Genomic DNA, 11694 nt, shown 5'->3' on the forward strand with positions numbered 1-11694 from the left:
CCTAGGCCAGGTCGATCCGCGCCAGTTCGAGCCGGCGGTACCCGTGGTCGTCCAGCGACCAGACGTCGAGCACGGCGCCGTCCAGCTCCGGGTACGCGACGACCAGCCGGGCGGGCTCGGCACCGTCCGCCCGGTAGACGACGTCCACCGGAATCCCGGCTTCGAGCTGCCAGCAGAGCTGCTGCTGCTTCGGCGTGAGCCGCCCCGCGTAGCGGTCGCTCATCGCCCGCGCGAGCTGCCCGCGGTGCAGGTTCGGGCCGGTCGGCGGGGCCGCCAGCAGCCGGTCCGCGTGGTCCAGCGGGTCGAACGGCCGGTCGGTGGCCTCCTGGACGCCGATGGTGACCTTCGGTTCGGCCTGCTCACGGGACGGCAGCACGATGCTCCCGTCACCGGCGTGGTGGGTCGGCGCGTAACCGGCTTCGCGCAACGCCTCGAGCGTGCCGGCAGCGTCCACAGTGGACGTCAGGACGGTCGGCGCCACCGCACGCAGGCCGAGTTTCGCGAGCCTGCGGTGCGCGGCGAGTTCGGTGAGCACGGCCGGCTCGCCGACGACGACGCTCGCGACGTCCAGCACCTGCGCCTCGCCGTGGCGCCGCGCGACGTCGTTCACCAGGTACACCAGCGGTTGCGGCAGCTCGCCGGAGGCGATCCCGCCCAGCTCACCGAGCAGCTCGGCGGCGGTCACGCCCTGGTCGAAGGCCCGCCGGACGGTCGACGGCGAGAACCGCCAGCTGGTCGCCGTGCCCTGGGTCTCGCGGTCGGCGGCACGGTCGAGCAGCGTGGCGAGCCGCGCGTCGGGGGAGCCGGGCACGATCGCGGTCAGGTCGGTGCCGAACAACGCCGTCGTGCGGGCGCGAGAAACCAGCTCTTCGGTGACTTCCACCAGCTTTTCCGGGGCGAGCAGGGCACGCCCGGCGGCCGTGACGGCGCCGTGCGCGAAGACGCCCAGCAGCTCGCCCTCGACGAGCGCGGCGGCCACCTGTCCGGCGAATTCGTCGGTCACCAGCATCGGCGCGTGCCACGTGGCCAGCTCCGTCACCGCGTCCGCGCCGGTGATCCCGGTGCCCGGCTCGAGCCGCGCCAGCAGCCGCACGACCAGCTGCCGCACCTGCGTGCCGGTGTCCGGGCGGGCCGGCTCCCACCAGGTCGTCAGCAGCAGGCGGTGCAGCAGCGCCGGGGCGGGCCGGACGACGTCCGGGTCCGGTTCGAGCGTCGGCGGGGCCGCCTTTTGACCGCGCCGCGGCGGGTCGGGCTCCTGAACCAGCAGCAGACCCGTCTGCACGGCGAGGTCGATGGCCAGCTCGATCTCTTCGGCGGTGCCGCCGGTGTCCTTGGCCACCTTCTTGATCAGCCGCGACCCGATCGTGCCGTCCTTGAGCAGCGGAAACGGCTCTGCGGCGGCGAGTTCGAGGATCGCCGAGACGCGGTCGAGCAGGCGCAGGGCGGCGGCCGACGACGAGGCTTCGGCCGCTTCGGCGCCGACCTGCGTCAGCGGGCATGCGGGTTCCGACGGCGTGAACGACAGGTGGTGCTCCGGCCCGCGCAGGGCCAGCGACACCTCGACGGCCATCGCGGCGCTGCCGTAGTACGTCGCGAACAGCAGGCCGTGTTCGAACGCCCAGGCCTCCGGCGTGCCCGGCAGCGGTGTCACGGAGTTGATCTCGGGAACGCCCTCGGCCATGTCCCGCAACAGTTTCCGCACCGGCTCCGGCGCGGTTGCGGCGAGTTCGCGCACGCCGTCGGCGTCCCGGAAGAACCGCACGAGGCCGAGCAGCAGCTCCGCCCGCCGTCCGTCGGCCGGCAGCCCGACGGCCCGTGACAGCTGCGCGAGCCGCGTCGTGCCGAGCTCGCCGAGCAGGTCCGCGGCCGGCTGGCCGAGGCCGTCCGGGCGGAAGTTCGTCGCGTGCAGCAGTTCCGGCAGCGTGACGCCGCCGGGTTCGCGCCAGGCCAGCACCCGCTCTTCGAGAGCGTCCACAAAGGACTCGACGACGGCGGGTTCCGCGCCGAGCAACCGGGCGACCTCGGCGACCGGCGCCGGCTGCGACCCCAGCGCGTGACACAGCTGGAGGGCCCGCAGCACCTGCGCGTGCGGCGTCGTCAGCCCGAGCAGGGCCGCGTTCACCGAGGCCGCCGACGCGAGCCGCGCGGCGACGACGTCCAGCCGCCGCGGCCACGGCTCCTCGAGCACGTCCGGCCGGTGGGCCAGCACCGTCGCCAGGCCCTGCCGGTCGAGGCCCGCGAGCCGGCTGAGCAGTCCGTCGGCGGTGGTCATCGGCCCAGGCTAGATCACCGTTCGCAGGCGACGCCGTCGCCGTCGCGGTCGAGCGCCGGCCGGTAGCCGGGCTCGCCGCGGTGCAGCGGCGCGGCGCCGGCGGCCTTGGCCGCGGAGCAGTTCTTGTAGTACGCGGCGGAATCCTGTTCCGGGGCCGGTGCTTCTTCGGTGGTCGGCTCGGGCGCCGGCTTCGGCGGCGCGGCCTTGGTCTCCGGCGCGGGCGGCTGCGGCGTGGGGGTCGGGGTCGGTGCCGGGACGTCGATGGCGCCGTTGCACGGCGGCGCCCACAGGCCGCTGGTCGCTTGGCGCGCCGTGGTTTCGGCGGCCGCGAGCGCCGGGGCCGCGGCACTCGTCGCGTACTTGAGGTAACCGTTCTGGATGGCGAGAGCCGCGTAATCCTGCCCGCCGGCCAGTGTCACGGCGACGCCGTCCACCGTTTCCGCGCCGAGCTGGACGGTTTTCCCGTAAAGGGTCGACGTGGCCCAGGCCAGCGATTCGGCCGCGTAACAACCGGTGCTGGTGACGGGGGCGATGACGCCGAGCACGCGGACCGTTTTGCTGGTGCCGTCACTGCCGTTCACGACGACGTTCGCGCCGTCCGTCACGGTCCCGACCGTGTAGGTCACGGCGACGGGCGTGGGGGTCGGCGTCGCACTGGTCGCGCTGGTGGGAGCCGTGGCCGGCGGGGTGGCGGCGGCGAGCTTCGGCTCGGGTGCCTTCCCGAAGACGGCGCCGAGCACGAACAGGACGCCGAAAGCGGCCAGGACGATCTTCAGCCAATTCGGTAGGCGCTTCATGCCGGTTTCCCTCGTTCCTCGAACGCGACGTGCCGACGGTGTACTCGGGAAATCTCCCGCCGTTGTTACGCCGCGGACCGTGATCGACCACCAGTCGTTATCCGGCGGAATGTCACCGTCACGATCACGTCACGAACAGCGTTTCCGTCGCGAAAAAGCGTCACGAACCCGAGCGGGGAAACGACCTGGCGGACGTGATCGAATCCCTCCCGCTGCTCGGGGCCGGTGGCTACCCCGCGCAGGGCATCGACTTCACCGCCCTGGAGATCCGGACGACCGGCCTGCGCCCGGGCCGGGTCGTCGAACTGGCCGCGGTGCGCGTCCGCGCCGACGGCGTGGTGACCGGTGAGCTGACGACCCTCGTGGACCCGGGGCCCGGCGTGCCGCCCGGCCCGGTCGTCCTGCACGGCGTCACGCGGGAGGACCTGGACGGCGCGCCGTCGTTCGGCGCGGTGCTGGGGTCGCTGCTGAACCTCTGCCGCGGCAGTGTCGTCGTGGCCCACGACCTGCCGTTCCTCACGGCCTTCCTGAGCAGCGAGGCCGCGCGGCTCGGCGCCCGCGTGCCGGTGCTGCCGGGCGTGGACGTGCTGGCCGCCGCGCGGTCCGCCGTCCGGCTGCCCAACTTCCGGCTCGCCACGGTCGCCGGCGCCTTCGGGGTGCCGAGGCCGGGTCAGTCGGCACTGAGCGGCGCGCGCACGGTCGCGCGGCTGGCGACCAGCCTCTTCGGACGGCACGGCTGCACGTTCGCCGTCGCACCGGCGCTGCCCGCGCTGGCCACGTTCGCCGAGGGACCGATGCGCCCGCGCGCCGACGTCGCGCCGGTCGAGCCGGGGTGGATGGCCGAGGCCGTCGACCGGGTCGACGGCGAGGACGCGTACCTGGACCTGCTCGCCGGCGTCGTCGCCGACCAGCACCTCTCGCCGCCCGAGGTGGCGGCCCTGGCCGCGTTGGCGGCCGAAGCGGGGTGGGACGAGGCCCGGGTGCGCGCGACGCACGAGCGGTTCGTGGCGGCGGTGCGCGCGGTCGCGGAAGGGGACGGCGTCGTGACGGCGGCGGAGGCGCGGGAACTGCGTCAGGTGGCCACCGCGCTCGGCGTCGACCTCGGCGGTTTCGGGCCGTCCAACGGGCCGAAGCCGACCCGGGTCCTGGTGCTCGGCACGACGGCCGCCGCGGACCGGCTGCGCGCCCGCGTGCTCGGGGAGGGCGTCCAGCTGGCGAAGAAGCTGACGGGGAGCGTCACGCACCTCGTGACGGACGCGACGGTGCCGGCGAACGAGCCGCGGCTCGCGCGGGCCGCCGAGCTGGGCGCGGTCGTGCTCGGGGTCCGGGAAGCGCCGTTCGCGCTCGGGTTCGAAGCCCCGCCGGCGGCCCGGCCTGCCGTGACCGCGCCGGGGAAGCGCGTCGGCGGGCGGATCCTGATGGGTGTGGGGCTGCTGCTGATGTTCGTCGTCGTCATCTCGATGTTCGGCGGCGCGGCCTTGGCGGGCGGGATCGTGTTCGCCGTCCTGGGTGTCGGAGCGTTGCTCGGTGGCTGGTGGATGGCCGAGCCGGGATCGGGTTCACTGGGGGCATGACGGCGATTCCGGAACTCGCGCTGCGGCAGATCGAACGGTGGTGCGCCCAGCGGGTCCCCGAGCGGGTCCTGGACAAGGTCCGGGTCGAGTGCCGGACGCGGGGGCGGACCGTCACGATCGTGGAGTGCCGGGCGCCGTGGCGGCCGCAGGCCGGGCCGGAGTGGACCGAGCAGAAGATCGCTCAGCTGCGCCTGGACGAGTACGGGATCTGGTCGGTGCGCTGGGCCGACCGGAACGGCACCTGGCTGACCTATCCGGACGCGCCGGTCGCCAGTACGCCGCCGGCGTTGCTGGCCGAGATCGACCGCAACCCCAACGGCATCTTCTGGGGCTAGGCCGGCGGCGGGAAGCGCACCTCGTTGCGGTCGATCTTCGCGTGCGCCGCTTCGGCCAGGTCGACGCCGAGACGGTCAGCCAGCTGGAGCAGGTACAGCGTGACGTCGGCGATCTCGTCCAGCACGTTCGCTTCCAGGGCCGGATCCGCGCGCCACGCGTCGGACTCCTCGGGGGTCAGCCACTGGAACAGCGAGGTCAGCTCGCCGACCTCGCCGGACAGCGCCATCACGAGGTTCTTCGGGGTGTGGAACGGCTCCCAGGAGCGGGCGGCCGCGAAGCCGCGCAGCCGCCGGGTCACGTCGTCGAAGGTCACGCGGCCGATTCTCCCCGGGTCGTCACGGACCGCTAACGGCCGTATGGCGGACTGACGTTGACCGGTGAATCTCTCACTCAATAGGTTGACCGTCGTCGGGAATGCTTGCGGGGCCAGGTGCTGGGAAAGGAACGTCTTGAAGTACCTGCGATCCGTGCGCGGACGCATGCTGGGCATCGCGTTCGTCCCCGGGGTCGCGCTCGTCGTCGTCGCGCTCGTGATCGCCGCTTTCCTGATCCACCAAGCGGATCGGACGCGCGAGCAGGCGACCGAGACGGCGGCCGCGGCGGACCGGACGGCCCGCGCGGTGGTCTCGTTGCAGGCGCAGCGGGGCGAGGCCATGGCGACACCCGACCACCGGGCTTCGGCGTACGCGATTTTCACCCAGCGGATCGACACCACGATCGCCGGCCTGCGCGACTACGCGCGCCGCGCGCCGGACGCCGAATCCGCCTACCAGCAGACCACCGCGGTCGACCTGCTCTGCGTGGCGGAAGGCATGTACCGCGCCGATTCCCTCGCGCTGGCGGGCCTGGACAGCGTGACGCGGCGGTCGTTCACCACCGCCGTGGCCGCCTACCGGGCCCAGCTCGCGCAGCTCTCCGGGCAGCTGACGGAGACCGGCCGGGAGGCCTACGAGTCGATCACCCGCAGCGCCGAATGGAGCACGCTGGCCGCCGTCGAGGACGCCCTCATCGCCGCCGAACCGTTGCCCATCCCCGAATCCACCTGGCGCAGCGCCGCGTACAGCGTCTCGCAGCAGCTCGGCGTGCTCTACAGCCGCCAGAGCCAGTACGCCGTCCAGCTGACCCTCGACGACGGCCGCCGCACCCTCGCCGGCGCGCTCGCCGCGAGCACGGCGATCCTGCTCTCCGCCGTCCTCCTGCTGGTCGTCGTGCGGCGGCTGGTGGCGCGGGTGCCGGTGCCGGTCGTGCCGATCATGGTGCCGACGGTCCGGACGGCCATCCCGCGACCCCGGCACACACGGTCACCGGAGCCGCGGGCGCCGGAACCGTGGCCGAAGAAAGCCGTGTTCGAGGACCTGCGACGCCGATGACGATCTCACGGAGAGTCATGGATTGCTCCGAAAAGAGCACGCGGTTGGCCCACACGCCGCGACGGCACCGTCGGGCAGACTGGTGCGCGTGAGTCCCCCCTCGGATCTTCGCCCCTACCTGCGCACTTTGGACGCGGAGACGCTGGCGGACCTGTTGCACGCCCAGGCCGAGCGCGACCCTGAGCTACGACATTCGCTCGAACTGCGCGCCGCGACCCAATCCGGTGACGTCAGCGAAGCGCACCGATTGCTGGACACCGCGGTGACCGACGGGAACGTCGAGTACACCGCGAAGGTCGGCGCGGTCCTCGACACGCTGCAGCGGATGCTCGACGTCGGCAGCCGCGCCGACCTGGCGCCGCTGGCCCGCCGCACGGTCGACGACATCGGCGAGATGTACGAACAGGCCGGCGACCACCCCGGTGACCTCGGCGAACGCCTGGACCGGGCCGCCGAGCTGTACGCCCGCGCGTGCGCCGCCCGGCCGCCGGACCCGGAGAAGCTGGCCGACTGGATCCTCGAGGTCGAGTTCGACGGCCCCGGCCGCCCGGCCATCGACCTCGCCGAGTTCGCGGCGCCGCTGGGCGAGCCCGGCCTGCGCCGGATCAAGTCCACTGTGGACGATGTGCTCGCCGCGAGCGGGCCCGGCCACCGGCGGGACGTGGCCGAGCGGCTGCAGGAGCAACTGGCCGAGGTGCTCGGCGACGTCGACGGGCTGGTCGCGATCCTGTCGGCCAAGCCGCCGCGCCGCGAGGTCAGCCTCAAGATCGTGCGCGTGCTGCGGGCCGCGGGGCGCCACAGCGAGGCCATCGCGCACGCCGCCCGCGCGCTCACGCCGCACAAGAACGTCCCCGCACCCGAGCCGCCACAACCGCCCGAAGAGGACGACGACGTTTCACGGCGCCGCAAGGAGTTCGACGCGAAACCCGGCCGTGAGACCTACGCCGCCCTGCGCGAAGCCGCGACGGACGCGGGGAAGTGGCCGGTCCAGCGCCGGGCCGCGCTGGCCCGACTGCGCGAGCTGGCCGGGGAGGGCGTCGAGCACGCCGACGAGCTGGCCCGCCTCCTGCTGGAGGACGGTCGCGCCGACGAAGCCTGGCGCGCCTGCGTCCGGTTCGGGGCGTCGCCGCAGGTCACGCGGGAGCTGGCCGAGCTGCGAGCGGCCGAGCACCCGGCCGAGACGATCCCGGTGTTCCGCGAAGAGGTCGACGAGCTGATCGAGCGGAAGGACCCCCAGGCCTACCAGGAGGCCGCGCGCCGCCTGAAGCTGTTGCGCACCTTGCACAAGCGTGCCGGGACACCGGACGAATTCACCGCTTACCTCGCCGCGCTGGCGGAAACCCACAAGCGGAAAACCCGGCTGATCACGGAAATCCGCACCGCGCGCATCGCGTTGCCGAAAGCCGTAACCTCGCCGCGCGCGGCTCGTTGACCGGCTGAACCGGTTTGCACGTGCATCCGGCATCGAGCCCGCCAAGGCGGTCACACCGCTTCTGGCCAGTGATGTCGCGGTGGCCCTGTTCCGCCGTCCGGCTCGGCGCCTCCCCGTCGAGCAGCCGGCGGGACCCGCGCCAGGGCCACCGCGACCTGCTCAGAGCCCCGATGAAAACATGAGTCCATGAGCCCGGTGAGTCGCGCCCGCAAGAAGGCCCCCCAACCCGTCACGCACAGCGTGACCGGTCTGTTCAAGGACGTCCTGAACGACTTTTCGGCGCTGGGCGCCGACCCGGCGGCGGTGGACGTCGAACTGCTCGCCTCCGAGGTGCTCGGGCAATTCCACGACGTGCCGGTCGAAGACGGCGAAGAGCCGCTCGGCCTGGAGCTGATCGCCTTCGCCCAGCGCAAGATCACGCCGGGCGCGGCCGCGCTGCTGGCCGCGCTGGCCGTCGTCGCGGAGACCGACGTCGAGCGCAAGGCCGCCGACGCCGGACTGGAGACCGTCCTCGGCCGCGGGATCCCCGCGCCGCCATGGGCCGGCGGGCTGGGCCGGGTCACCGCGGGCGAGTGCTGGCGCACCGGTGACGTCTACGGCGACGAGTCGTCGCTGCTGATCGTGTTCGCCCACGGCGACCAGGTCCACGGCCTGCTCGCGCTGCTGGACTTCACCGAGGGCGGCCGGGTGCGCGACCTCGTGGTGATCGACCAGCCCGGCGAGGTCCTCAAGGAGATGCGGGACCAGGCCGAAGCCGACCCGGAGCTGGTCGTGCTGGAGGCCGTCGACCCCGCCGACGCGCACCGCCTGATCGCCGACGGCCTCGACGCGACCGACCACCTCGACGAGGCCGACGTCAGCGAGGACTACGCGCGCTTCCACGCGGTCGCGCTCACCTGGTGCCGCGCCCTGCCGGAGCCGTCGCTCGTGCCCGAGGTGTCCGAGTGGTCCGCCGACGAGCGGGCGGCCGTCGTCGAGCAGTTCGTCGTCGCGAGCGGTGAGGACGCCGACGCGGCGCGCGCGATCGGCAGCCTGCTGCTGGAGCACGGCCTGCGCACCGACCCGGCGAACCCGCTGCGGGTCGGCCCGGAGAAGCTCGCGCGGTTCCTCGAAGGCCTGCTGGGCGAGGAGTACGAGCTCGACGCCGACCACGAGGACGCCGTCGAGCCGGTGGTGCTGGCCTGGGCGCAGTGGGCGGCCGAGCGGGAGGGCCTGACCGAGACGGCGACCGCGGCCCTCGAAGAGGCCGTCGCCGAGTACCTGGGCGAGTACAACGACGAGGACGACTCCCCGCTGGAGCGCTACTTCGGCGACGTCGGCGACCTGTCGCCGTCCGAGCTGGCCGACGCGCTGGAACGCCGGATGTTCGCCGTCCCGTCGCTGACGGCGGAGATCGGCGACGAGGAGGTCGACCTCGACCCGGGTGACCCCGAGCAGCGCCGCGCGCTCGTCATCGCCGAGGCGGACGAGGACGAGGAAGAAGAGCGGCTGGTGCTGCGCGCCACCGTCGTCGACCAGCTGTGGGAGGACGAGCCCGCCGAAGCCTGGCAGGCCGTGCAGCGCCTGCAGGAGGGCGAGCTGGACCGCGTGGAGATCTTCGACCAGCTGATCGACGCGCTGGCGGGCACGCTGCTCGAATCGGAAGAGCTCGAATACGACGCCGACGGTTACCTGGAAGCGCTGGCCGAACTGGGCTGACTCAGGTGATGGGGCCCGCCGGTTCGACGGCTACCCGAGATTTTGGGGGTCCGGGTGGCGAAGCCCCCGGCCCGGGGCGTAGCCCCGGAGGTCACAGTCTTCCGGCGGCGCTCCTGCAACCGGTCGTCGAAGTCGACGACGAACGTTCCGGCGGCCATCGCGATCAACAGGGCCAGACCGAGCACCGCACCGACCCACGTGAGGATCATCGTGAACATCGCGGGCCTCCTCCCCAGCTCAGAGCCGTTTTCCTGACTCCTTCAGGGTCGCTTCCGGAACGGGCCTCCGGTATCGGCCAACCGGTTACGCCTGGACGCGCCGCCTCGGCCGATCGGCCGAGAAACGAGCGCCGAGAGCGACAACGCGTGCTCGGCCGTTCGCCCACAGTGGAAAAGACGACATGTGGGTGAACGTCCGGGGTGACGGTGTCAGAGTTTGCGCAACCGGACGCGGTTGATGGTGTGGTCGGCGTCCTTGCGCAGCACCAGCGTCGCCCGGGGGCGGGTCGGCTTGATGTTCTCCATCAGGTTCGGCTCGTTGATCGTCCGCCAGAGGTGGCTCGCTTCGGCGCGGGCCTCGTCGTCGGGCAGGCCGGCGAAGTGGTGGAAGTGCGACGCCGGGTCCGCGAACGCCGTGTGCCGCAGCTTCAGGAACCGCTCGACGTACCAGCGCTGGATGTCGTCGGTGTGGGCGTCGACGTAGATCGAGAAGTCGAACAGGTCCGACACCATCAGCCGCGGGCCGGGCTGCAGCACGTTCAGGCCCTCGAGGATGAGGATGTCCGGCTGCTGCACGACCTGCTCCTCGCCGGGCAGGATGTCGTAGGCCAGGTGCGAGTACACCGGCGCGGCGACGCGCTCGGCGCCCGACTTGACGTCGGTGACGAACCGCAGCAGCGCGCGGCGGTCGTAGCTCTCCGGGAAGCCCTTGCGGTGCATGATCCCGCGGCGCTGCAGCTCGGCGCCCGGGTAGAGGAACCCGTCGGTGGTGACGAGGTCGACCCGCGGGTGGTCCGGCCAGCGGGCGAGCAGCGTGCGCAGGACGCGGGCCGTGGTCGACTTGCCGACCGCCACGCTCCCGGCGATGCCGATGACGTACGGGACCTTCGTGCCGCGGGAGTCGTCACCGAGGAACGTCGTGGTCGCTTCGTAGAGCCGCTGGCGCGCGGCGACCTGCAGGTTGATCAGGCGGGACAGCGGGAGGTAGACGTCGGCCACCTCGGCCAGGTCGACCTGCTCACCGAGGCCGCGCAGGCGCAGCAGCTCGTCCGCCGTCAGCGGCAACGGCGTCGAACTTCGCAGTTCCTTCCACTGTTCCCGGTGCAGCTCGACATAGGGGCTGAGTTCGCGGACCCGGGTCATCGCACACTCCTCCGGCCGTCGCCTGCACTGGCGGACGTTCACCTGCTCGATTAACGGTAGGGCTTACGGCCGGTGAACGCGCTGTGATGTAGTCCACCCCCTATCTTGGGGTGATCACCGCGGGTGACGATTCCCGAAGACGTCGTCCCAGGCCGCCGCGACCTGGCGCGCGCACGTCGCCGGGTCCACCCCGCCGATGCCGGTGCCGAGCCCGGGCATCGCGATCGTCTCGACGGACTCGCGGACCGGGCCGTGGTCCAGCTCGCCGTCCCGCCACTTCAAGAACACCGCGCGCGCCGCGAGGTAGGGGTGGACGGTGTCGGGCGGCAGCAGCTCGCCGGGCTCCCGCATGGTCGGCGCGCTGATCAGCCACGCCGGCTCGGCCTCGCCCGTCGCGACGATCACGGCCTCGCCGATCGGCAGCTCACCGCCGTGAAACGCCAGTACGGCGCTGCGGACGTGCTGTTCCACGCCGGGGAACGCCCGCGCGTAGACGGCGTCGATGCCGCCGCGCATCCAGCCGTAGGAGTTCGCCGGGCTGACCACGGCCTGGGCGACGACGTCGAGGACCGACCCGCGGTGCACCCGGACCCGGCCCGCCACCCCTCTTTGGGGGGTCCGGGTGGCGAAGCCCCCGGCCCGGGGCGAAGCCCCGGTTGTCATTGTTTCGGCAGCGGTGGTCCAGGCGGTGGCGAGTGGTTCATCGACGGCGCACAGCACCAGCTCCGGGGAGCGAGGGGAAACCGGCGGGTGGGTGCCCTCTCGGCCGGTGTGCGTGCCCGAGTCGGCGGTCACGCTCCTAGCATCGCAAAAAATGCCACCCGGCGTAACCGGTGCCGGTACCGGCTGTCCGA

At 72.8% G+C, this 11694-nt stretch carries 11 protein-coding genes; 5 read left to right on the plus strand and 6 right to left on the minus strand.

Annotated elements, in window-relative coordinates; genetic code table 11:
- Position 1 precedes the first annotated feature (1 nt).
- Positions 2 to 2272: a helicase-associated domain-containing protein gene (locus VA596_RS49190; RefSeq protein WP_323337698.1), complete on the minus strand. Its 2271-nt coding sequence runs from the start codon at positions 2270 to 2272 to the stop codon at positions 2 to 4.
- 14 nt (positions 2273 to 2286) lie between these two features.
- Positions 2287 to 3069 (minus strand): thermonuclease family protein, encoded by a 783-nt coding sequence (locus VA596_RS49195; protein WP_323337700.1) that lies wholly within the window; start codon positions 3067 to 3069, stop codon positions 2287 to 2289.
- Between the two features lie 194 nt (positions 3070 to 3263).
- Between VA596_RS49195 and VA596_RS49200 the strand changes: the two genes are divergently transcribed.
- Together VA596_RS49200 and VA596_RS49205 are read left to right on the plus strand one after the other, a co-directional pair.
- On the plus strand, positions 3264 to 4643 hold the full coding sequence (locus tag VA596_RS49200) for a 3'-5' exonuclease (protein WP_323337701.1): 1380 nt from the start codon (positions 3264 to 3266) through the stop codon (positions 4641 to 4643).
- Positions 4640 to 4978, plus strand: a complete 339-nt coding sequence (locus tag VA596_RS49205) for a DUF3024 domain-containing protein (protein WP_323337703.1) — start codon at positions 4640 to 4642, stop codon at positions 4976 to 4978. Before VA596_RS49200 ends, VA596_RS49205 begins: the two co-directional genes overlap by 4 nt.
- Here VA596_RS49205 and VA596_RS49210 read toward each other — a convergent pair.
- A complete protein-coding gene (locus VA596_RS49210) occupies positions 4975 to 5292 on the minus strand; it encodes a nucleotide pyrophosphohydrolase (RefSeq protein ID WP_323337705.1) in 318 nt (105 codons plus the stop codon). The two genes, VA596_RS49205 and VA596_RS49210, sit on opposite strands and share 4 nt — an antisense overlap.
- Positions 5293 to 5428: 136 nt before the next feature.
- Between VA596_RS49210 and VA596_RS49215 the strand changes: the two genes are divergently transcribed.
- The 3 genes from VA596_RS49215 (at position 5429) to VA596_RS49225 (ending at position 9479) form a co-directional block, all read left to right on the plus strand.
- Entirely contained in the window at positions 5429 to 6349 is a 921-nt protein-coding gene (locus VA596_RS49215; RefSeq protein ID WP_323337707.1) for a nitrate- and nitrite sensing domain-containing protein, read from the plus strand.
- An 88-nt stretch (positions 6350 to 6437) separates the two neighbouring features.
- A complete protein-coding gene (locus VA596_RS49220; protein WP_410172003.1) occupies positions 6438 to 7781 on the plus strand; it encodes a hypothetical protein in 1344 nt (447 codons plus the stop codon).
- Between the two features lie 186 nt (positions 7782 to 7967).
- Positions 7968 to 9479: a hypothetical protein gene (locus tag VA596_RS49225; protein WP_323337709.1), complete on the plus strand. Its 1512-nt coding sequence runs from the start codon at positions 7968 to 7970 to the stop codon at positions 9477 to 9479.
- Here the strand turns inward: VA596_RS49225 and VA596_RS49230 are convergent.
- From VA596_RS49230 to VA596_RS49240, 3 genes are all read right to left on the minus strand, one after another.
- Complete coding sequence (locus VA596_RS49230; RefSeq protein WP_323337779.1) at positions 9449 to 9697, minus strand: hypothetical protein; 249 nt, start codon at positions 9695 to 9697, stop codon at positions 9449 to 9451. The genes VA596_RS49225 and VA596_RS49230 overlap by 31 nt on opposite strands.
- Before the next feature lie 210 nt (positions 9698 to 9907).
- A complete protein-coding gene (coaA, locus tag VA596_RS49235; protein WP_323337711.1) occupies positions 9908 to 10840 on the minus strand; it encodes a type I pantothenate kinase in 933 nt (310 codons plus the stop codon).
- A 114-nt stretch (positions 10841 to 10954) separates the two neighbouring features.
- Positions 10955 to 11635, minus strand: a complete 681-nt coding sequence (locus tag VA596_RS49240) for a macro domain-containing protein (protein ID WP_323337713.1) — start codon at positions 11633 to 11635, stop codon at positions 10955 to 10957.
- Positions 11636 to 11694 lie beyond the last annotated feature (59 nt).

The organism is Amycolatopsis heterodermiae (assembly GCF_034929455.1).
GTDB classification, from domain to species: domain Bacteria; phylum Actinomycetota; class Actinomycetes; order Mycobacteriales; family Pseudonocardiaceae; genus Amycolatopsis; species Amycolatopsis heterodermiae.

Excerpts from the sequence above, each read along its gene's own strand:
- coaA (WP_323337711.1), bottom strand. The coding sequence starts at position 10,840 with ATGACCCGGGTCCGCGAACTCAGCCCCTATGTCGAGCTGCACCGGGAA.
- VA596_RS49190 (WP_323337698.1), bottom strand. The coding sequence starts at position 2,272 with ATGACCACCGCCGACGGACTGCTCAGCCGGCTCGCGGGCCTCGACCGG.
- VA596_RS49205 (WP_323337703.1), top strand. The coding sequence starts at position 4,640 with ATGACGGCGATTCCGGAACTCGCGCTGCGGCAGATCGAACGGTGGTGC.
- VA596_RS49225 (WP_323337709.1), top strand. The coding sequence starts at position 7,968 with ATGAGCCCGGTGAGTCGCGCCCGCAAGAAGGCCCCCCAACCCGTCACG.
- VA596_RS49230 (WP_323337779.1), bottom strand. The coding sequence starts at position 9,697 with ATGTTCACGATGATCCTCACGTGGGTCGGTGCGGTGCTCGGTCTGGCC.
- VA596_RS49195 (WP_323337700.1), bottom strand. The coding sequence starts at position 3,069 with ATGAAGCGCCTACCGAATTGGCTGAAGATCGTCCTGGCCGCTTTCGGC.